The organism is Paenibacillus sp. LHD-117 (genome assembly GCF_030929555.1).
GTDB lineage: Bacteria > Bacillota > Bacilli > Paenibacillales > Paenibacillaceae > Pristimantibacillus.
Map to the genome: position 1 here is coordinate 33,382 of NZ_JAVFVT010000045.1, position 22,853 is coordinate 56,234.

The following is a 22,853-nucleotide window of genomic DNA, read 5'->3' on the forward strand; positions in this document are numbered from 1 at the left end:
GGATGAGCAAACATAAAGGAAAGCTGAAGTCTATCTCCTTTTATTGGAAACTGCTGGCAACCTATACGGCTATTGTAATGATGGCGATTATTGCTCTTGGCACGTACTCTTATCAAAGCTCGATGAAAACATTGGAGGAGCATACACGCTCCAGTTTGTCGGGTTCACTGGAATTAATGAAAGAAAACATTATGTATACCATTATGGAATTGAATAAAATAGCGGATCAAATTTACTTGGATGAAACGATTCAACGCGCGTTTCTTAGAGAATTTGATGCGGAGCAAAGCTATTATTTCTATCATGAATATTTGATTCCGAAGTTTGAATCCACCTTAAAAATGTCGACAGATTTCTTATGGATCACGCTATATGCGAATAACCAAACCATCTATGAAAAGTACTATTCCGAGGAGAAAAAATCGTTGACGACAGGAAAGGGCTATGAGCTTCGGAAAGCGAAGGAAGGAGGTGAGCTTTGGTACAATCAATTGAACTATATGCCAGTAAAAAGATATTGGCTAGAGGTTGAGGAGGATAAAGACAATGGTGCGCTTTCGCTCATAATGCCCCTCATAAATTTTAATAGCATTACACCTATAGGCTGGCTGCGCGTAAACATTAAAAAGAAGGATGTTTTTCGGGCGCTTGATTCACAAAAGCTGGGCGTAATGAGCAACCTGTTTATTGTTGACAATGAAACTAAAAAGGTTGTTTATAGCAATGACAGAGAGAGCATTCCGGAAAAGGTAAGCGACGAGGAGTATTTAATTGTAGAACAGCTCATTAACAATGATGAATGGTCGCTCATTGCATTTATCCCAAAAATCGAGCTGGAAAAAAACACAGGAAAAATTAGAAAAGCAACATTGCTCGCCTGTGCAATAACATTTTTCGTTATTATGTTCATTAGCTTTGCGCTGACCAAGATGCTGACGAAAAGAATAAATAAAATAAGCAGGTCGATGAACGCTTTCAAGGAAGGCAGCTTTCATAAACGCATTAATTTCAAAAGCAATGATGAGTTTGCTGTAATTGCGCAATCCTTTAATGAGATGGCTCAAACGATTGAACGTTTAATTTATGAAGTTTATATGAGCGATATAAGCAAAAAGGAAGCAGAACTGCAAATGCTGCAAAATCAGATTAATCCACATTTTTTATACAACACATTGTCAACGATTAGCAGGCTTGCCAAGCTTGGAGAGCTTGATCAAATGCATCAAATGGTGCTCGGTCTTTCGAAATTTTACAGATTGGTCATGAATACGGGCGTGATGATTATTCCGCTGGAACTTGAATTGCAGCAGGTTCAAGCTTATTTGGACATTCAAAGGACTAAATATGGGGACGCATTGAAAATTGTCTATGACATAAAGTGCGATACGAGTCGAATATTGACACTCAAATTATTGCTGCAGCCTTTTTTGGAAAATGCTTTAATTCATGCTTGGCATCATGAATCGTTATACATTTATGTGCGTTGCTGGAGCTCTTCGGATCGTGTATATATCGAGATCGAGGATAATGGCTGCGGAATAGAGCCGGATAAAGTGAAGAAGCTCAATGAAAATCCTGAGTCGGTAGGCTATGGCATTCGCAATGTAACGGAACGAATCCGCTTATACTACGGGCCGGACTATGGCGTTCGAATTAGCAGTCAATTAGGAGAAGGCACATTCATTCATATCGAAATACCGCTGGAGATGAAAGAGGACTAAAGCTCATATTTAATAAAGTTTCGAATTATGCTCTGAACACAATGCAGGGAGGGCTGTCGAAGCAGATGCTGAAACCAGTGACAGGAATAACGTAAGGTTGTGAAAGTAATGAATATGGCATTTTAAAAGTGAGGCGTTCGACACGGTTCTTGTTCTTGACGGAGTAAGTCGCTTACCCATGGTGGAGGGCTTGGTGATGAAGGCAGACGCGATTCGAGCCGCATCCCTTTGGCATCCCCGACAGCCTGAAGGTCCCGCCGATTTACAGCCAAATAGTAGGGCAAACGTCCATAAGCATCACGTGCCGTTTTTTCAATGACCTGACTAATTTTCATCTCCGATTTACTTCAAAGGGGGGGAATGTTCAGCTTACCTCAACCACATCGACTGGCGCTCTGGCAGCCCACTCTAATGCGGTGTCTATGTCTGGAACATCAATCACCATTAACCCACCGGGTTCACTGCATCGGTCGTGGATCCTTTTGGAAACATCATTGGCTTGGTCCACAGTCCGCACTATAAAGAAATTTGGAATTCCATTCGCAAAGCATAACCCTGAATTCAGCTTGCATCGTTATCGAAACGATGCAAGCTATTTCTTTGAATCGAATTCAATATTTCCGATTGTATGCATTTTTCACAAGATGTAAGACATGTAGAGTGATAAATAAAAGAGAATATAAATTTCGTCGTTAGAGTGATACGGAGAACCGTATCACAAGCAGTGGTAAAGCGGAAAGTCGGATTAAAGGATGAAGCTTTGATGCTAAATCTGCAGATTAGAGCTTAAGAACGCACTCGATGGATGTGGTGTGTTTCTTACTGTTAGTGAGGGAAAAATGCAAAAATGGCAGTCATTCGGTATTACCTGGGAGATCGGCTGAGAGACGATCGAGTGAAGGTTTCTGTCGCGGACTTCACATTTGTCGCGCTGAAAGTCAGTCTGCATGTACTCGCTTCGTGGGAGCATGGTGACCCAGTTAAAGTAGAGTAGTTTATGCGTTCGAAGATGTGAGAAAAGACAAACTGGCAAATTGCGCTTCTGATGGAAGGAACCTGATATCCTAGGTTGCAGCCGACGAATTTCAGGTACCCACTCCTGATTTTCGCTTGGCTTTTTTCTTGCTCTTTCCTACGCATCCAATCGATTTGCGCGGAGCGGTTCTTCTTGCGGTTGTTGCAAATATTATGTACGCTAACCGATATACATTCATGCATGAGGTGAACGAGGATGGCGGACCAAAGCGTATTTCAGACACTGCGTTTGAACTATTTATTTTCAGAGGAATATTCTTTTCCTATCAATTGGACATACTTTGAATCAACGATTCCGTACGCAATGATCCGGCTGATTCGCAAAGGGAGCGCCACGTTCGTCATCGACGATACGGTCTACCGCCTGCAGAAGGACGACATCATCTATATCCCGCAAGGCTGCAAGCTTCAATGTGAGGCGCATACTGACGACTTTACGTTTATTAGCATCCGGTTCACGGCGGCGTTCCCGTCCAGCGACATCGATATGTGGTCTAAGCTGGTCGGCTACGACATGAAGACACAGTGCCAAGATCCGCAAATTATCTATTATTTTAATTGCATCATTCGGGAAAAGGACGGCTCCAAGCGAGGGAAGTTTCTGCTGCTCAGAGGCTATTTGGAGCTTATCCTAGCGTATATGATCGACTCCTCGGACGAATCCGCGCCGGAGAGGACGACGAAGCCGAGGACGGTCAATTCGGACAACAAAAACGATAATCGAGCCCAGTTTATCGTTGACTATATGATCAATCATTACGATACGGCCTTGAACGTAGAGGAACTCGCTAAGATGGCTAATGTCAGCTCAACGACGCTCAGAAGGCTGTTCAAGCAGCATACCGGCAAGACGCCAAGCGAGTTTCTGCTGGATTTGAAGATGACGGTCGCCGCCAAAAAAATCGTGGAGACCGACGAGCGGATATCCGACATTGCGTATATGGTCGGCATTCAGGATCCAAATTATTTTACGCGTATATTCAAAAAAAATTTTGGAGTCACTCCCTATACTTACCGTGAGCGTGTACGAGGCTTGTAAGAACTCCATCAAGTGATCGATTTGTGCTACTTATGGTTGGTTTACTATGTTCAAACTCCCACTTTTTTTCGTTATTGTTAATATTGTAAGCGGTAACGAAATATGAAGAATCAAGCAATGACGCGGTAAAAGGGGTGTAGTCGAACGGTAAAAGGTGACGTCTATTTTTTTGAAGCGATTTTGTCGAATTCTGGCGACCAGCATTTTTCGGTAGTGCGAATGATTGGAAATCTGTTTGATTTGTACGAATCCATAACAGAAAGAGGTCATGACTGATGAGAAGAAAAATGACGATGATGATGTTTGCTCTCGTAATGGCATTCAGCGCAGCTTGCAGCAATGGTGCCGGCAATGGCAAGGAATCGACGAACAACGTTTCCGAAACGAATGCGGAAGCCGAGCAAGAGCTGAAGGGCGAGATCGTATTATGGCATTCCTTTACGCAAGGTCCTCGCAATGATTTCATGAAGCAGGCTGCGGATGAATTTATGGCTGCGCATCCGAATGTTAAAATTACGATTGAAACGTTTGCTTGGGCGGAGTTCTATACTAAGTGGACGACCGGACTGCTGTCGGGCCAAGTGCCTGACGTCAGCACGGCGCTTCCGAACCACGTCGTAGAGATGCTGGATGCTGATGCGATCATCCCGATCGACGAGGTCATTGACAAAATCGGCAGAGAACGTTTCTATGATGCTCCGCTTAAGGAAGGCAGCTTGGACGGCAAGAGCTATTCAATCCCGCTATACTCCCATGCGCAGGTCATGTGGTACCGCAAGGATCTGTTGGAGAAGGCAGGTCTCGAGGTTCCCAAGACTTGGGCTGAATTGAAGGAAGCGGCCGTGAAGCTGAACAGTCCGCCGGACGTGTACGGTATGTCCGTACCTATGGGAATCGGCGACATGTTGTCTACGCGTTTCCTGAACTTCTATGTCCGTTCTGCTGGCGAGACGCTCATCACGGAGGATGGGAAAGCCAATTTGACGAGTCAAGCGGCAATAGACGGCATTAAATATTGGACGGACATGTATAAGGCTGTATCTCCGACAGGCTCCATGAACTTCAAGACGCTGGATCAATCGACGTTGTTCTATCAAGGCAAGACGGCATTTGACTTTAACAGCGGCTTCCATATCGGAGGCGTAGAGACGAACTCGCCTGCGCTTCTGGATCATATCGATGCGGCGCCGATTCCGAAGGTGAACGCTTCCGATCCCGATCAAGGCATCGAGACGTCCAACATTCCGATGGTTGTATGGAAGGAAAGCAAACATCCAGAGATTGCGAAGGCGTTCGTGGAGAGCTTGTACGAGAAAGAGAAGTATATCAAGTTTCTGCATTCCGTACCGGCGGGCATGCTGCCTGCTCTGAAGGATATTGCGGAAGAGCCGGCGTATCTTGCCAATCCGACGATCAAGAAATTCAACAGTGCGGTGAAGGTTATCGGCGAAGCCGTAAATAAAGGGACGGCGATCGGCATGGAGAACGGTCCGAAGCTGCAATCCGGCATCATTACGAGCCAAAGCGTCATCGAGACGATGTTCCAGGATATTGTTCTGAAGAACGAAAAAGTCGAGGACGCCGCCGCACGTGCAGAAAAGCAGTTGAACGACCTCTTCCAGATCGCTAAATAACGGATAAACATAACGGAATAACGGGGGATGAGACATCCTCCGTTTCCTCTCAATACCGAAGAAAGGGGAGAGAGCGGTGAAAGGAACCAGCTTGAAGCAAAAGAACATAAACGTGACGGGTCTGATGTTTATCCTGCCGGCGGTTCTCATCGTCGTGCTGCTGCTGATTTTTCCGATATTATCCAGCATCTATTTCAGCTTTACTTCGAAGCACTTGCTTAGAGCGACCTACGACTGGGTATGGCTTGATAACTTCAAGTTTGTATTGACCAACGCAGATTTTTATTTGGCCTTTACCAATTCTATCAAGTGGACAGTACTATCCATCGTTGGTCAACTGCTTATGGGCTTCGCCCTTGCGCTGGCGCTGAACAAAATCCCGAAATATTCTGGAGTGTTCCGCACGCTTCTCATTATTCCTTGGGCATTCCCGGCGATCGTCATCGCATTCTCGTGGAAATGGATATTTAACGATGTATATGGCTTTGTACCGAATATGCTGACGAGGCTCGGCATAACCGATCACAACCTGAACTTCTTCGCCGATCCGAACTTCGTATTCGTAGCGGTTGTATTCATCAACATTTGGTTCGGCACGCCCTTGTTTATGGTGAACATCCTGTCCGCGCTGAAGACAATTCCGATGGAGCAATACGAAGCGGCCGTCATGGACGGAGCTACTGCATGGCAATCGTTCTGGTCCATTACGATCAGGCATATTCGGGGGGTTATCGGCTTACTGATCGTATTGCGTACGATCTGGATTTTCAATAACTTTGACTTGCTCTATCTGTTAACGGGCGGAGGCCCATCGAATTTGACTACAACGCTCCCGATCTTCGCTTACAAGGCGGGATGGGGGATGAAGCAACTCGGAGTCGCCTCGGCGATTACGGTTATCCTGCTCCTGTTTCTGCTAATGATCTGCATGCTGTTATTCAGGCTTCTAAATAAATGGGAAAGGGAGGATCACTAGATGAGAACGGTAGGTAGTAGCAGAATCGGCATAAGCTTGTTGTATGTCTTTCTTGCCCTGGCATCCATTGTCGCGGTCTTTCCCCTCCTGTGGATTATTCTCTCATCGTTCAAAACGCCGGGTGAGATGGCCAGCAATCCACTCGCTTTCTTCCCGGAGACGTGGACTTTCGAATATTACAAGAGGGTAATGACGAACCTGAACTTCGGCATCAATATTAGAAACAGCGTGATTGTCTCTCTGCTGGCGACAGCCATCACGATTGTCATTTCGTCTCTCGCTGCATACGGTATCGTACGTTTCTTCCCGCGCGCGGGGAAAAAAATGACGAAGCTACTCATTACGACGTACATGTTCCCTCCGATCTTGCTCGCTGTTCCTTATTCCATCATTCTTATTAAAGTCGGACTGGTAAACAGCTTTACGGGACTCGTTATTACGTACTTGTCCTTCTCGATTCCTTACGCAGTATGGATGCTCATCGGTTTTTTTCAAACTGTTCCGCTGGAAATCGAGGAAGCGGCCAAAGTGGACGGAGCGGGCAAGATGCGCGTGTTCCTGCAGGTTGTGCTGCCAGTCGTGTCGCCGGGCATTGTGGCAACGGCCATCTATACGTTCATTAATACATGGAACGAGTTCCTATTCGCTTTGCTGCTTATTAACACTTCCGCCAAAATGCCGATATCCGTTGCCCTCTATTCATTGACGGGCTCCGAAATATTGGATTGGGGCGAAATGATGGCAGCATCGGTCATTGTCATCTTGCCTTCCGTCGTTTTCTTTATGATCATCCAGAAGAAGATTGCGGGCGGTCTGGCTGACGGATCTGTGAAATAAATTCAACACTCATAAATAGAGCGTGCATCATGGAGAGGAGAAGTTTGACGTGAAAACAATTAAATACGGTATCGTAGGCACAGGATATTTCGGAGCGGGACTGGGCAGGCTGCTGCATGCCCAAGAAGGGGCAGAGGTTGTGGCGGTATACGATCCGGCTCATGCGGGTCCTATCGCTGAGGAGCTGGGCTGCGACATGGAGGCAAGTGTTGAATCGTTATGCCAAAGAGCGGACATCGACGCCGTCATCGTGGCATCTCCGAACGGTTACCACAAGCATCCGGTACTCTGTGCGGCGGAGCATGGCAAGCATGTGTTTTGCGAGAAGCCGATTGCATTAAATTATGACGATTGTAACGAAATGATCGCGAGAACGAAGGAGAAAGGGCTTATCTTCATGGCCGGCCACGTCATGAACTTTATGGATGGCGTCCGTACAGCCAAGAAGCTGATCAACGATGGTCGGATCGGCGAGCTATTGTACTGCCACGCGGAGAGAAACGGTTGGGAAGAGCCCCAGCAAGAGGTAAGCTGGAAGAAGCTGCGCCATATCTCAGGCGGGCATCTGTATCATCACATCCATGAGCTCGATTTCATCCAGTTTCTGATGGGACCAGCGGAGCGCGTCAGCATGATGGGCGGCAACGTAGCCCACCAAGGCGAGCAATTCGGCGATGAAGACGATATGCTGTTCATTTCACTTGAGTTCGCGAACAACCGCTTCGCAACACTGCAATACGGATCAGCCTTCCGCTGGAGCGAGCATTACGTGAAAATCCAAGGCACCAAAGGCGCCATTCTGATCGACATGCAGGATGTTAAAGTGGTGTTGAAGATGCCGGGAGGTGAAGAACGGTTCCTGCTGCATGAGAGCAAAGAGGTGGACGAGGACCGTACCCGCATTTATAAAGGGCTGGAGATGGACGGAGCAATCATGTACGGCAAACCTAGCGCGACGCCGCCGAAGTGGCTGCATGGCATTATGAAGAAGGAGATGACTTACTTCCACGGCATTATGCAAGGTGTTGAAGCAGAGGATGAATTTAAGCCGCTGCTGGATGGCACGGCTGCCAGAGCGGCCATCGCGACAGCGGACGCCCTCACGAAGTCGCTGCAGGAAGACAGGAAGGTCAGCGTGAAAGAGATTATGGAAAAGGATATTGTGGCGAAATGATCTACGATAAAATCGAGAACGCAGGGCTGTATATCTTCCAACATGCAGGATTGGCAAGGGCTCTGGAAGACTTGAGATTCAATCTGATTGGGCAATCGGATTCGAACGCCTTTAGCAAAAACATCGCGCAGTTCGTTACGTCTCCAAAGGAGCAGAAGCAATACGAGGCGCACAAAAAATATATCGATATCCACGTCGTGCTGGAAGGCAAAGAGTATATCGAGGTCAGCCATATCGACTCACTTACAAATGTAACGGCGTATGACGAGACAAGAGATATTTGGTTCGGCGATGTACAAACGGCTTCCAAGCTGAAGGGAATGCTCGAGCCCGGATACTTCCTGGTCTGCTTTCCGGAAGATGCGCATCTGGTAGGCGCGCATGAACAGCATGCAGAGGATGTAAAGAAGATCATCTACAAAATCGCTGTGTAACGATGAATCATATATTCAGAATTTTCTTGAAATAAAGGAGAGGCCGTGACGGGAAATGCAGCGATATATTGCGCTTGATATCGGAGGTACGGAGATAAAGTATGCCATCATAGACAATAACGCAACCCTAATCGTTCACGACCGGATGGAGACGCCTCAGGGAGATGCCCGACTCCGGATAACGGGACAGGCGGCCGGTATAATCGGACACTTGCTCCAGCATTACAAAGGCGTGCAAGGCGTTGGAATCAGCACCGCCGGGGTTGTTAATCCGGAGAGCGGGGAAATTGTGTTCGCGGGCGGAACGATACCGGATTATAAGGGCGCTAATCTCAAGGCGATGGTGGAGGAGCAGTTCGGTTTGGCAGCACATGTGGCCAACGACGTGAATGCGGCCGCTTGCGGAGAGAAGTGGATGGGGGCTGCCAAAGGATATGACAGCTTCTTCTGCATAACGCTTGGTACCGGCATAGGCGGAGCGATGTATTGCAAAGGCAGCCTCGTCATCGGCGAGCATTACCGGGCAGGCGAGCTGGGGCACTCTCTGTACGACAAGCTAACGGGAACAACGTACGAGCAGCGCGCCTCCATGTCCGCCTTGATGCGTCGAGCAAAGATCGAGCTTCGCGGTTTCTCTGGCTGCGGACATGAGCTATTCCAGGAGGCGAGGGGCGGCAATGCGGCTTATGACGCCTTGATCGAGAGCTGGGCGGAGGAGATCGCGAAGGGTCTTGCTCAAGTAGCGCTTATCGCCGATCCGGCCATGATCGTGATCGGCGGCGGAGTATCGGAGCAAGGCGATTATTTGCTCAGCAAAATTCGGCGGCATACCCATGACTATATGCCGGAGGGACTACCCGAGACGCCGCTCCGTATGGCCGAGCTGGGCAATCGTGCAGCTTTGTTCGGGGCCGTATATCCTTATTTCATATTATAACGGGGGAGTTGGGCAAGATGACGGCAGTAGCTGATTTTGAAGGGATTTACGTCGCCATGTATTCGGCTTACGACGATGCGGGCGAGGTTGATCGCGAACGAGTCAAGAAGCTGGCGCGTTATTACGCGGGCAAGGGAATCAAAGGGTTGTACGTCGGGGGAAGCTCGGGAGAAGGAATCCTGCAGTCGGCGGAGGAGCGCAAGCATACGCTTGAAGCCGTTATGGAGGAAGTAAAGGGCGAGCTGACGGTTATCGTGCATGTCGGTGCGAATTCTACCCGCGAAAGCGTGGAATTATCGAAGCATGCCGAGCGGTGGGGCGCGAACGCCATATCGGCGGTGCCCGCGATTTATTACCGGCTGCCGGAGGCGGCGGTGGAGCATCATTGGCAGCAGATGATCGATAGTACAGAGCTACCGTTCATCATATATAACATCCCGCAGACGACGGGGTTCCATCTCAGCGCGAGCCTATGCCGCAAGCTGGCGAAGCAGGACAAAGTCATCGGAGTCAAGATGTCCGGCGAAAGCACATTCGAGCTGCAGCAGTTCAAGGAAGCGGGAGGCGAGGATTTCCTCGTGTTCAACGGTCCGGACGAGCAGTTTCTGGCAGGACGCATTATGGGTGCCGACGGCGGTATCGGCGGAACGTACGGCGTTATGCCGGAGCTGTTCTGCGCCTTGAACGAGCTTTATGAGAAGGAGAAGCTGGTAGAGGCGCAGTTGCTGCAAGTCACCATCAACGGCTTCATCAAGAGGCTGCTGGGTTATCCGTCTCTCTATGGCGCATGCAAATTTATCTTAAGTTTACGTGGAATCGAGACGGGCAAGCCGCGGTTGCCGCTTCTGCCTGTTCGGCCGGAGCATCGTGAGTCGCTTGCTGCGCTGAATGCCGAAATCGAGGCATCCATCGCAAGCTGCAGATAAGGCGAATCTCAGAGGAAGGGAGCCGAAAGACGATGTTGGAACAGATTAAAGGCGGCCTCGTCGTATCGTGCCAGGCGCTTCCGCATGAGCCGCTCCACAGCCCGTACATTATGGGCAAGCTGGCGCTCGCGGCGGCGCAAGGCGGGGCGCTCGGCATAAGAGCCAATACGAAAGCGGATATCGCCGCGATCAAGCAAGAAGTATCGCTTCCGGTCATCGGGATCGTCAAGCGGGATTACCCTGGCAGCGATGTATTTATCACCGCGACGGTTAAGGAGCTCGACGAGCTGCTGGAGAGCGGCTGCGAAATGATCGCGATGGACGCTACGGGACGCAGGAGACCGGATGACTTGAAGCTGAGTCAACTGGTCGCATATTGCCGGAAAATGAATCCTTATCTACAGCTCATGGCGGACATCTCGACAGTCGAAGAGGCTATGGACGCGGAGCGGATGGGCTTCGATTGCGTATCGACGACGCTGTATGGCTACACGTCATATACTTCGGGCGGAAAGCTATATAACGAGGATTTTGCTTTTCTGAAGTCGGTGGCGGACGCGGTCCGGATTCCTGTCATTGCGGAAGGAAACGTATTAACGCCGGAGATGTACAGGCGCTGCTTGGCAGTAGGCGCCGCATCCGTTGTAGTCGGCGGGGCCATCACCCGACCGCTCGAAATTACGAGACGGTTCGTCTATGCCCGGGAACAGGTTTAATAGAACATGCGGTGGACTGGACTAAGGTCCTGTTCGAATCAATCATTGCAGTCCGATAACGAAAATCGACGCAGTCGAATGACTAGGCTTTATAAAACTAAAACCGATCCGTGAGGGTCGGTTCTTCTTTTGGGTACGCCTAGCATGGGCGTCAACTATCAAATATAAGTCCGACTCTTATTTCGTATATGCCGAGATTCTCACATCAAAAGATCACGGATATTCTTGTAGAATCGACATGAATTACAGAAAACCGATATTAACATAGGTTTAAAGTTAATGGGGCGGCTGTTACCTTATAGGTATACATTAGATTTCATGTTTAGGCATTTTGAGAGCATACCAAGGGAAGTAGCTTAATCAGCCTCGGTGAATACCGGGAATTCATTTAACATTGTAGGAGGCAATATGACAAACTTTCAGTTTATATTGGTCGATAGTTTAGAAAAGGTACTCCCCTCCAAACAACCATCTTCCGTGCCGGATGATGCCGTATTGACGGGGCTTATTGGAGAAACGCTGTCGTTCCAGCTCGCATATCGCTGTGAGACCGAATCGTATGAAACTCCGGGCTACAAATTTCATTTGCGCGTGAAATCTTTGCTGCGAGATAAGCTTCTATACCGTAAGGTCGAGCTTGTACCTTCAGCTTTTCCTTGCTATGGGGTTTGGGATGATAATTATTTGACGACCGAGCCTGGGCTGTTACCTGACTTATTAAAACCGTTGCAATCTACCGAATCTATTAAGGCGATACCTAACCAATGGCGTGCGATATGGGTGGATGTGAAATTGGACGCTAGCTTAATTGAGAAAGAATACAAAATTGAATTATCAACGGAAGCTCAAGATGGGACTAAGCTCTGGGAGCACTGCATTCGAATTCAACCCGTGAAACAACCATTGCCTGCACAAAGACTGCTTCATACCGAATGGTTCCATGCAGATTGTTTAGCGGATTATTACAAGGTCCCTGTCTTTAGTGAAGTGCATTGGGCAATCATCGATAATTTCATGGCTTCCGCGGCAAGCCATGGGATTAATATGCTGTTAACTCCGATGTTTACTCCACCGCTGGACACAGCGATTGGGGGCGAACGAACGACTGTTCAATTAATTGATGTGGTGAAAAATGGAGACGAGTACAAGTTTGATTTTTCGAGGTTCATTCGCTGGATTGATCTGTGCAAGAAGCATGGCATTACAAATATTGAATTGTCACACTTGTTCACTCAATGGGGGGCAGAGTATGCTCCTAAAATAATAGCTAAGGTAGACGGCGAGGACAAACAAATATTCGGTTGGGATACTCCAGCCACGGGAGAGGCCTATCATACCTTTTTATGCCGTTTTTTGCCAGAGTTGAAGTCAATGTTGAAGCAGCAGGGGATCTTTGAGCAAGCGTGGTTTCATATTTCGGATGAGCCTCATGATCATCAGAAAGAGACATATGCGGCGGCGAAGGATTCTATCAAGCATTTGTTAAAGGATTGCAGAGTAATTGATGCTTTGAGCAGCTTTGACATTTATCGCGAAGGCGTCGTCGATAAGCCAATTGCCAGCATTGATAAAATTCAGCCTTTTATCGATTCGGGCGTGAAGGAGCTTTGGGCTTATTACTGTACGGTGCAGGCGCTTGAAGTGAGTAATCGATTTATGGCTATGCCGTCAGCGCGAAATCGCATATTGGGTATATTGTTGTACTTGTATCAGATCGAAGGTTTCTTGCATTGGAGCTTTAATTTCTATAATTCACAATATTCCCTTGAACCGATTAATCCGTATATTGTAACGGATGCGGGTGAAGCGTTCCCCTCTGGCGATCCGTTTTTAGTATATCCCGCGCCTGACGGCCACGCATATGAGTCCATACGGGGGATGGTATTGAAATCGGCATTGTATGATTTGCGTGCTTTAGAGCTGCTTGAAATGTCGATTGGCAGATCAAAAGTGGAACAGTTAATCCATGAGGGACTGTCCTATCCAATCACATTTTCGCAATATCCACGATCATCAGAATATATTTTTCAATTGCGTGAGAAAGTCAATCGGCTTATTGAATTAAATAAATCATGAAGGGCATATATTCATGAATAATAGGCAGCGGAATTGATGGGGTATGCTAATGGCCTAGATTCCGCTGCCCATAATGGGATGCTGGTTAACTGTCATCTAACACATCGTTACGGAGTACATCCTCCGCTGATATAAGAATATCTACGCTCGTTCCCCTGCCTTCCATGCTATTGTAAGTCAACCCATAGTTTTTTCCAAAGTAATGCCGAATGCGCATATCAACGTTTCTGCTGCCATAGGAGTCATCACTTACACCAGGCTTAGTGAAGTGATCATTGAGCTTTGCGAGTTGATCTTCGTCCATGCCTATACCGTTATCGCTTACCGTGATCAAGATATCATTTCCTGCCCATGCCGCAGTGATTTCAATCTTACCTTTTCGGCTCTCGCGCCCCAGGATACCGTGAGCAATGGCGTTCTCCACTAACGGCTGCAGCGTTATTTTCGGGATCAAATAGGTGTACATATCCTCAGGCACCCTGATATGAAACTCGATTTCATAATCATAACGGATATTTTGGATTTGCACATAAAATGTAACGTGATCCAATTCTTCCTTCAGGGTAATGATGTCTCTTCCGTTGCTAAGACTGACTCTGTAAAAACGGGACAGGGTCTTTACGACGTTCTTGATCTCATTATTCATACCCCGAGTAGCCATCCAGTTAATCAGATCCAACGTATTGTATAGAAAGTGTGGATTGATTTGTGATTGCAGCGCTTTCAGCTCCGCGCTTTTCCGCTCCTGGCCAAGCCGAAACTGTTGTTCGTTCATGGCAGATATCTTTTTGATCATGAAGTTATAAGTTCGGATTAACTCGCCCACCTCGTCCCTGCCATCGATGGGGGACAAAGGGAGCATGTTGCCGATCTCCACCTCTCGAATACGGCTAGTCAGCCTTGATATGCGGCGAGTAATGGATATTGCAAGAAGGTAGGCCACCAAATAAGCTGCAGCCGCGATAGCAAACAACAAAAGGTACAGTTGGTTGCGCAGTTGAAACCCTTGTTTAACAACTTCATCAAGCGGAATGACAGTAACCATACTCCATTGCGAGGATGGAACAGGGCGAGTAAAATAGTAATTTTCGCCCGAAGTAAAAATATTCGTTTCATCGCGCAGGTGGACATCGGCCAGCGGTTGAACAAGGTCAGCAGGGACTGAGTCAGAAGCTAGAATAACGCCTAATGTTGAGTCGTGAAGAAAGGTTACGCTATTCTTAACGACATTTGCTTTATTTAAGATCATTCTTAGTTTTTCCTTCTCTACATCAACTCTTAGGTGGCCAATGGGCGACTGATAATCGTTAGGATCCATAATATTCCTGGCAACTGAGATGAAAGATGCATCATCGGTCGGTGAGTATCCGGCAAGAGTGTCGGCAGTGCACCACATATATTTTTGCTTTTCCATTTTCAACCGTTGAAAGCAGGAGCTATTATCCGCAAGACTAATGGGCAGGAAGTTCTCCATCTCATTGGCGAATAAAAATGTTTCCGGAACGTACATGACAGTGCCGGCAATATCAAGATTATCGCGAACCGAAATCAGTAGCCGCTTGAGCTCGTCGTATTCCTGAAGCTCTTTGTTAATATTATGATTCGTTTTCAGCTCTAGTATGGAGCTGGATACAGCAGGATTAGTGAGCAGTATGTCGGTTGTTTTGGCAATGCGCTCCACGCGATAACTGAAATAGGAGTAGGTTTGATCAAAGCCTTGTTCCGCCGAGTAGGTAATCTGATCGACGATTAGGTCCGCTATTTTGTCTGAAGCAACATATTGGAATATTCCGAGTGGAAGTATAATCAGGGCCAAATAAGTAAGCAAAATCTTGTGTTTCAATTTGGTATTGTACAACCAGCCTTTATAAATTTGAATGAAGTATGATCTCATGGCCGATACCGATTCCTATATTCGGAGGGGGTCATTCCTGCATGTTTTCGAAACACCTTTGCGAAGTACTCCCCGTCTTTGAACCCCATTCGAGAAGCGACAACACTCATTTTCATCCAATCCTCCATTAACAGCTGCTTGGCCTTTTCCACTCGGTATTCCATTAAATACTGCTTGACGGTTTTGCCCGTACTCTTCCTAAACACCGCAATCAAATGAGAGTTTGTCATTTGCATATATTCGCTTAAGTCTCCTACAGATAAGCTTTCTCTCGCGTAATGCTCATGGATGTATCTCATGACCCGCGATGCCGTAGTGTTCTTGCTTCGTTCGGTGACCTCCTCCTGCAGCTGTCTTAGCTTAGACTTGACCGCTGCAAGCACATCGTCAATAAAATGGCATCCGAGAATAAACTCCAAGGGGGAATCTCCATTTTGCAGCGTGAATAGCCGGATGCCGCGGGATTCTGCGAAGGCCTCCAATTCGATGGCAATCCTACGGTACAAATCCTTGGTCGCGTTCACGAGTTCCATCGGACATTTCCTTATCGTGTCGGTCAGATGTTGAACGTGCGAGTCGATCTCGTCGAACTGTTCCAGCTTAAGGGCGGCTTTTAGATTGTCCATGAACAGTCGCTTTTGTTCTTCCGAAAAGTTTCGCAAGGGTGTGTTATCGGTTACTACCGCGCAAGGAGGAAGATAGAATGCCTCTTGAATCCTTACAACGGCATTAATGTAGGATTGTTTGAATGAATGGATATCATTGACGATATCTCCGGCAGCGACTGCGAATCTTGGAAATTGTGTACTTAGAGCGGAAGCCAGCTCCTGGCACATCGTTCTAAGAGAAGGCTTATCCAGATGGAAGGCAGCCCTAGGTATGAGATGAAGAACATAATGCATGCTGTCCTTGGGAGCAAGAAGAAAGGGACATGCAAATCGGTGTGCAGCTGTTGTCATGATGGTCATGGCTTGGTCATTATCTGCTATTGGGTCAACGATTTTGACAAGTACGGTCGCTCCTACGACAGGGGAGGGCAGGTTGAAGCCCGTCCAATCCAATTGTTTGCGGAGTTGATGCTCATCGATCGACTCACCGATCAAATTAAGTGTAGCTTGCTGACGAACAAGCGATGAGTTGGCCCTGGCAAAGGCTTCGTTCTCATTAATAAGCTGGTCATCCATCCGTTCCTGTATGGCTTGTTTTACCGCGTCCTCTAGCTCTTCTGCATCAATTGGCTTTTCCACATACTGCACGGCTTTCAGAGAGATAGCCGCTTTAAGATATTCCTTGTCCGCGTAGCCGCTTATAAAGATTACCTTGCAGCCAGGGTTTATCCGGCGCAGTTCGGTTGCCAGCTTAATACCGTCCATTCGTGGCATACGTACATCCGTGAGCAGGATATCGGGCTTGAATGTATTCATAATAGATAAAGCACCCAGTCCGTCGACCGCTTCTCTAATTTCGAATATGCCAAGGTTTTTCCAATTTATTGCATCACGCAATCCTTCGCGGGTCAATCTTTCATCATCAACAATTAGCAACCTCACAATTCATCCCCCTCTTCTTCAAGCTTACCTGCATCCTTAGCTTAAGGCTATGACTTTTTTGCAGGATCGATATAAGTTACAGAAAACCGATATTTGCATGGGTTCAATATGGATAGGCATGCTGTTAAATTATAGATAGATAGAATGAAGTTCAGTTCTCAAATTAGTGAAGGAAGGGATTGTATATTGAAGCGGGGGATATTCTCTTATATGGCAAGTCGCAAAACGCTGCTTCTCATGCTAGCGCCAGCAGTCATTTACTTTTTTATTTTCGCCTATTTACCGATGGCGGGAGTCGTCTTGGCATTCAAGCAGTTCCGCTACGATTTGGGCATCTTCAATTCGCCATGGGTAGGATTTGATAATTTTCGGTTTTTCTTTTTAACTGGTGATGCCTTTCGTGTCACGATGAATACGCTTGGCTATAATACTGTTTTTATAATTGTCAATAATATTCTTCAAATTATTGTTGCGATTCTGCTTGCAGAGATTGGGAAAAAATGGTTTAGAAAGATATCACAAACTGTTTTGCTGCTGCCCTATTTTTTATCATGGGTTGTAGTAGGAGCCATTGCATACAATCTTTTTAGCTTTGAGTACGGTCTAATTAACAGCTTGCTAAGATCGCTAAATCTAGAGCCGCTAGATATTTATACAACACCAGAATATTGGAAGTATATTTTGGTAATTACTTCGGCGTGGAAGACAGTAGGGTACGGGGCTGTGTTCTACATGGCCGCGATCATGAACGTAGATCGTGAATCATACGATGCGGCGGAGATCGACGGAGCCAACATATTTCAGCGAATCTTCCATATTACTCTTCCGGCTATCAGGCCGACGATCATTGTTTTGGTGCTGTTGTCTATAGGCACGATTTTCCGTGGAGATTTTGGTCTGTTCTACCAACTAGTCGGAGGCAATGGTCTGCTCTATCAGGCCACTGATGTTATAGATACTTATACGTATCGCTCACTTATGGTCGATAATGAGATCGGCATGTCAGCGGCAATAGGCTTTTATCAATCGGTACTCTGCTTTGTTACGATTCTTGCTGCAAACTATTTGGTACGACGTGTCGACAAAGACAACGCACTATTCTAGGCGATTAGGAAGAGAGAGGTGCATGCATGAGTAAAACTGCTGGAGCGAAAATGGCAAGAGACCGCATATTCCTCCAAATTATTGGCTACTGTTTCGTTACGTTGGTTGTATTATTTTGCTTGATTCCCTTTGTATTAGTTATTAGCGGATCTTTTACGAGCGAATCGGACATTTTGACGAATGGATTCCGGCTCTGGCCAAGTTCCTTGGATTTTAGCGCCTACGAATATGTGTTCAAAGAGCCGGACGTGTTATTTCGATCTTATGCGCTGACCATATCGCTTACCGTGGTAGGTACGTTGTTTGGTTTATTAACTTCTGCGATGGCTGCCTATGTTCTTCAAAGGTCGGATTTTAAGTGGGGTTACGGGTTCTCGTTTTACTTTTACTTTACGACCCTCTTTCAAGGGGGGCTGGTTCCCTGGTATATTCTCATGGTGAATTATCTACAAGTTAAGGATACCTATTGGGCTCTGTTGCTGCCTCCAATGTTGAACGTCTTTTATATCATCATATTAAGGACTCTCATGCGCAGCATACCGGAGGCGATTACCGAATCAGCCAAGATTGATGGAGCGGGCGACTTAACAATCTTCGTTCGTCTCATTCTTCCTCTTGCTAAACCGGGTCTAGCGACGATTGGGCTATTTACAGCATTAGGGTATTGGAACGACTGGTTTAACTCGCTGCTCTATGTATCGAATGAGCATTTGTATACCCTTCAGTATTTGCTTTATAAATCTTTAGGAAATCTTGAAGGAGTAAGAAGAATTATGGCTCAGACGGGAATCTCAGTAGGGCAGCTGCCGGGCGAGAATCTCAAGATGGCGTTAGCTATAGTGGCTACAGGGCCGATTGTCTTGTTGTATCCATTCGTTCAGAAATATTTCGTACAAGGCATGACAGTTGGCTCGGTCAAAGGATAATCACGGCTCGTCCGGTTATCAAATATATAATAATGATAAAGGGAGGAAGAAAAATGTTTGCAGGAAAAAGAAAAAGCTTCAAGACCTGGGGTATTCTTGTTTTTCTCGTATTAGCGCTTGTTCTAAGCGGCTGTGGAAAAAATGCCGGGCCGGAACCATCTAATTCAAATGAGTCTACAAACAACACAAACAGCACAGGTCAAGATTCTGCAGATGGTTCAAAACTAGATACGAGCAAGGAAATAACCCTGAAGATGGTGTTGCTTGGCGCAAAGCCTGCCGATTTCGATGAGGTATATGGCGAAGTGAACAAGCGATTGAAAGAAAAGGTGAATGCTACCTTGGATGTAAGTTTTATCGATTGGGGAGACGTAGAGCAAAAGTACCCATTGCTGTTTGCGGCAAACGAAGATGTGGATCTGGTGTTCTCTGCTAATTGGAACAAATACACCCAAATAGCGACCAAAAACGGATATATGGAAATTACGGAAAATTTGCTGAAAGAATATGCGCCAATAACCTGGGAACAACAACCAGAGGCTGCTTGGGAGCAGGCACGAGTCAATGGCAAGGTATACATGGTGCCACAGAACGGCTTCGAATATTCACAAAAGTTGATTGCGATCCGCGGCGACTTGAGAGAGAAGCATGGTATTCCAGAAGTTAAGACACTGGATGATTACCAAAACTACCTAAAAGTAATTGCAGAAAAGGAGAAATCGATCATTCCAAGTCTTGGTCCAGGGGAAGGATCCTGGCTGGAGTTCGTCCAACCGAATGAATTTGCTGATGCTATGTACCCGCTGCCGATAGGCTATAAAATGAATGATGCAACAGGCAAGGTGTTCAGCTACATGGACACTCCCGAATATACGGAGTATATCGAAAAGATGTACACAGCAGCACAGGCCGGAGCTTGGCAAAGAGATGCGATTGTAAGCAAAATGGATAAGCAGCAGGCGTTTAAAGATGGGAAGCTTGCTGCGATTGATTGGAATCTCGGCACGCTGCTTGGGGCAAAAGCGTCCATCAAGAGTTCAAATCCGGAATGGAAGATCGAGATTATCGATATCAGTAATGGAAAGAAAAGGTACAGTGTTCCTTTCACCGCCAATGGAATGTCCATTAGCGCTTCAAGCAAAAATCCCGAACGCGCATTGATGGTGCTGGATCTTCTTCGTTACGACAAAGAAATACATGATTTGACCTTCTACGGAATTGAAGGGAAGCATTATGAAGCGATCGGCGATGATCAATTCAAGTCATTGCCTGCTTCTGAGGGCTTCCCGCCTGCCGGAGTTTGTCCTTGGGGATGGGTATCAGATAATGAACGGCAAAATGAAGAAACAGCAGAAGAATTTTTCCAAACCATTGAAGAGTTCAAGAAAGTTACTGTGAATCACCCATTGGAAACTTTCGTATTCGATGACTCTAATGTGAAGAATGAGATCGCAGCGATAAACAACGCGATGGACACATTTGGTAAACCGCTGAAGTACGGTATGGCGGAGCCTGGAGACACAGAGCGAGGGGTAGCCGTATTCCAAGAGAAACTGAAAAGCGCAGGCATCGATAAGGTCATCCAGGAGATGCAAAAGCAAGTTGACGAGTTTCTGAAATAGGAATCGCCAGAGTTAGTAAGAGGGGCTGTCTCAAAAGTCATTTTAATGACGTGAGCGCCCCTTCATTCTTTTAGCTCACTGCCTAGGATAGACTGTGCAAGTAATATTCTTCCGATCGCTGCCCGCGCCCAGATTCGCAGCAGAGGCATAATGGGTTTCAGGCCGGATGATCCGGCGAGATACAGCAGAGGGGGCGGGAGACTGACGCCCAGAAGATTGCGCGGCTGAACGGCATCTATCCGACGCAAGAGGTCATCTTTGCTACCGGCAAGCTGTCTCAGACGGATCAGGTTCATACGATCGCCATAACCGTGCTTAACCTATATAATTCGGAGATTACAAAGAGCTGAAGGGTTTCGAGTTGGACTACTATGAAGTGCTCGGAAACGCCGTTACAGACATCGGCCAAACAGCCTGCCGTATGCTGGACCTCCCGTCTGTCCGATCAGCGTCGTTCGGGGAAACCGTTGTATTATCGGTGAGCGCCGCTTCCGTAGCCTGATTCATGTCCGTACACTGTAAACACCCTTCATTTCGACGGATATGATTAGAAAAGGCTGAAGTATGCATAAAGTGTGTGTACTTCAGCCTTTACCCTTTTGTTCTGATGAGATGATTCCAAAAGTGGTTGGATCCTACTGGCGCTGTCATTTAAAATAATCAATATCCGTGTGCGCTCTCTTTATATTCCTTCGGCGTCATCCCCGTTAAGCTTTTGAACAGCTTGCTGAAATAGCGAGGGCTGTCATAGCCGACCATTTGGCAAATCTCATACACCTTTAATGCGGGATTTTTCAACAATTCCTTGGCTCGCATGATTCTGACCTCTGTCACATAGTCGAGATAATTTTTGCCCGTCTTTTCTTTGAACAAACGGCTTAAGTAGATCGGATGGATAAAGAACACATTGGATAGTGTTGTTAAGCTGATATCCTGCGCATAATGCTCATCGATATAGCGCTGCACCTTGGCAATTGTATGGCTTGACTTCGCTTCCTGATCCGATGGGTTCAGTTCCTGATTCATCCGATCGAGGGCGTCTGCAATGCTTTTCTTCATGCTGGTCACGTCGGAAGATAGCAGCATGGCCCGAATAGACACGAACAGGGCAGTATCTGTTTGGGAAGGAGACTTTATGTTATGGATGCTATAAAGATGCTGGCTGATCATAAACAGAATCTGGATGCAGAAAGCTTGGATTTCATGAGGTTTGCAGCCTTCGTAATTCATGGCATCAATTGTGGAATAAATAATCGATTCGATTCGGATCCACTGCTCAGGCGAGGCCAGTAGATCCAGGATTTCGGCAGCCAGAGTCTCATCAATCCGATAGTTGGTCAACAGCACATGATCAATCTCGCGATAATAAGTTATCTTCCGGTCAAGGTGGATCATTGCATATTGCAGTGCGCGTCCAGCTTCCAAGTATGCCTCTTTCAAATGAACAAGTCGACGGTGCTTTTCACTGATTCCCAGTACAGCCTCGATCTGATGATTTTGCAGATTTTCTGTCAGCGCTTTCAAATAACTAGCGGTCATATCTTCATCCACCTGAGGCATCCAAAAGCAAGCGATCTCGCTCCGTTCATTATTGAAGACCCAGACTGAGCCCTTTTCATCAGCAGCTTGGCTGGCGATTCGAGAAATGAGTTCCTTACCATCGTTCAGAACCGATTGTTCGCTTAAGAACTTCTCGATTTGAATCCGGATTAAACAGTATTCACGGTCCCATGGCAATCCGGCAAGCGCAGCCTGCTCCTCCTGATCATCGACAATATAACCTTTCGCCAAGCTGTTTAATACATGATTAAGATGTATCTGCCTATATTCTTTTCGGTTTCGCTCCTCCTGGCGTTCCAGGTCCAACTCCTTCTTGATGTTGATCAACAGTTTTTTCAGCTCTCCAAAGTTTACGGGCTTCGTGAGAAAATCGCTCGCCCCGAGCCGCAAAGCCTGCCTCGCGTATTCAAATTCGCCATATCCGCTTAAAATAATCGTACGCACACCAGGATATTCGGACTGGATGATTTCCATAAGCTGCAGCCCGTTCTGAACCGGCATCCGAATATCGCTAATGACAAGATCGACAGGCGAGGACTCCATATATACAAGGGCTTGAGCTGCCGAGCTTGCGGAAGAGACAACCTGATAACCAAGCTCTTCCCAATTGATAAATCGGGTTAATCCGTCGCATACAATTTCTTCATCGTCTACAAGCAATACCTTTACATACATGTCCATTCTCCTGTTCT

General features: G+C 46.8%; 18 protein-coding genes. 15 read left to right on the forward strand and 3 right to left on the reverse strand.

Features of this window, described 5'->3' with window-relative positions:
- The first annotated feature begins 2 nt into the window (after positions 1-2).
- The 12 genes from RB620_RS26415 to RB620_RS26470 all read left to right on the forward strand — a co-directional run bounded on the left by RB620_RS26415 (position 3) and on the right by RB620_RS26470 (position 13,505).
- A complete protein-coding gene (locus RB620_RS26415; protein WP_308099643.1) occupies positions 3-1,721 on the forward strand; it encodes a cache domain-containing sensor histidine kinase in 1,719 nt (572 codons plus the stop codon).
- An 847-nt stretch (positions 1,722-2,568) separates the two neighbouring features.
- Positions 2,569-2,715, forward strand: coding sequence for a hypothetical protein (locus RB620_RS26420; protein ID WP_308099645.1), 147 nt, complete (start codon positions 2,569-2,571; stop codon positions 2,713-2,715).
- 237 nt (positions 2,716-2,952) lie between these two features.
- Entirely contained in the window at positions 2,953-3,795 is an 843-nt protein-coding gene (locus RB620_RS26425) for an AraC family transcriptional regulator (RefSeq protein WP_308099646.1), read from the forward strand.
- A gap of 275 nt (positions 3,796-4,070) precedes the next feature.
- Positions 4,071-5,429, forward strand: a complete 1,359-nt coding sequence (locus RB620_RS26430) for an ABC transporter substrate-binding protein (RefSeq protein ID WP_308099647.1) — start codon at positions 4,071-4,073, stop codon at positions 5,427-5,429.
- A gap of 76 nt (positions 5,430-5,505) precedes the next feature.
- Positions 5,506-6,405, forward strand: a complete 900-nt coding sequence (locus tag RB620_RS26435; protein ID WP_308099648.1) for a carbohydrate ABC transporter permease — start codon at positions 5,506-5,508, stop codon at positions 6,403-6,405.
- Positions 6,406-7,242 carry a carbohydrate ABC transporter permease gene (locus tag RB620_RS26440; RefSeq protein WP_308099650.1) on the forward strand — a complete coding sequence of 279 codons (837 nt, stop codon included), beginning with the start codon at positions 6,406-6,408 and terminating at the stop codon, positions 7,240-7,242. It abuts the gene before it with no gap.
- 49 nt (positions 7,243-7,291) lie between these two features.
- Positions 7,292-8,416, forward strand: coding sequence for a Gfo/Idh/MocA family protein (locus RB620_RS26445; protein ID WP_308099652.1), 1,125 nt, complete (start codon positions 7,292-7,294; stop codon positions 8,414-8,416).
- The gene (locus tag RB620_RS26450) at positions 8,413-8,850 is read left to right on the forward strand and encodes a NanQ anomerase/TabA/YiaL family protein (RefSeq protein WP_308099654.1); all 438 of its coding nucleotides are present in this window, start codon (positions 8,413-8,415) and stop codon (positions 8,848-8,850) included. The genes RB620_RS26445 and RB620_RS26450 overlap by 4 nt, the downstream gene beginning before the upstream one ends.
- Before the next feature lie 55 nt (positions 8,851-8,905).
- Complete coding sequence (locus RB620_RS26455; protein ID WP_308099656.1) at positions 8,906-9,787, forward strand: ROK family protein; 882 nt, start codon at positions 8,906-8,908, stop codon at positions 9,785-9,787.
- Positions 9,788-9,804: 17 nt separating this feature from the next.
- Positions 9,805-10,713: a dihydrodipicolinate synthase family protein gene (locus RB620_RS26460; RefSeq protein ID WP_308099658.1), complete on the forward strand. Its 909-nt coding sequence runs from the start codon at positions 9,805-9,807 to the stop codon at positions 10,711-10,713.
- Between the two features lie 32 nt (positions 10,714-10,745).
- A complete protein-coding gene (locus RB620_RS26465) occupies positions 10,746-11,429 on the forward strand; it encodes an N-acetylmannosamine-6-phosphate 2-epimerase (RefSeq protein WP_308099660.1) in 684 nt (227 codons plus the stop codon).
- Between the two features lie 408 nt (positions 11,430-11,837).
- Positions 11,838-13,505 (forward strand): DUF4091 domain-containing protein, encoded by a 1,668-nt coding sequence (locus RB620_RS26470; protein WP_308099661.1) that lies wholly within the window; start codon positions 11,838-11,840, stop codon positions 13,503-13,505.
- An 85-nt stretch (positions 13,506-13,590) separates the two neighbouring features.
- Here RB620_RS26470 and RB620_RS26475 read toward each other — a convergent pair whose 3' ends face one another.
- Together RB620_RS26475 and RB620_RS26480 are read right to left on the reverse strand one after the other, a co-directional pair.
- The gene (locus tag RB620_RS26475; protein WP_308099662.1) at positions 13,591-15,399 is read right to left on the reverse strand and encodes a cache domain-containing sensor histidine kinase; all 1,809 of its coding nucleotides are present in this window, start codon (positions 15,397-15,399) and stop codon (positions 13,591-13,593) included.
- Positions 15,396-16,949, reverse strand: coding sequence for a response regulator transcription factor (locus RB620_RS26480; RefSeq protein ID WP_308099663.1), 1,554 nt, complete (start codon positions 16,947-16,949; stop codon positions 15,396-15,398). Before RB620_RS26480 ends, RB620_RS26475 begins: the two co-directional genes overlap by 4 nt.
- A 210-nt stretch (positions 16,950-17,159) precedes the next feature.
- Here RB620_RS26480 and RB620_RS26485 point away from each other — a divergent pair, with 210 nt between their 5' ends.
- Genes RB620_RS26485 through RB620_RS26495 form a run of 3 tightly spaced genes read left to right on the forward strand, consistent with a single transcriptional unit; the run spans position 17,160 to position 20,601 of the window.
- Positions 17,160-18,053, forward strand: coding sequence for an ABC transporter permease (locus tag RB620_RS26485; protein WP_308099664.1), 894 nt, complete (start codon positions 17,160-17,162; stop codon positions 18,051-18,053).
- A gap of 26 nt (positions 18,054-18,079) precedes the next feature.
- Entirely contained in the window at positions 18,080-18,979 is a 900-nt protein-coding gene (locus RB620_RS26490; RefSeq protein ID WP_308099665.1) for a carbohydrate ABC transporter permease, read from the forward strand.
- A gap of 53 nt (positions 18,980-19,032) precedes the next feature.
- Positions 19,033-20,601 (forward strand): ABC transporter substrate-binding protein, encoded by a 1,569-nt coding sequence (locus RB620_RS26495; protein ID WP_308099666.1) that lies wholly within the window; start codon positions 19,033-19,035, stop codon positions 20,599-20,601.
- A 660-nt stretch (positions 20,602-21,261) separates the two neighbouring features.
- Here RB620_RS26495 and RB620_RS26500 read toward each other — a convergent pair.
- Positions 21,262-22,836, reverse strand: a complete 1,575-nt coding sequence (locus tag RB620_RS26500; RefSeq protein ID WP_308099667.1) for a response regulator — start codon at positions 22,834-22,836, stop codon at positions 21,262-21,264.
- Positions 22,837-22,853: the final 17 nt, after the last annotated feature.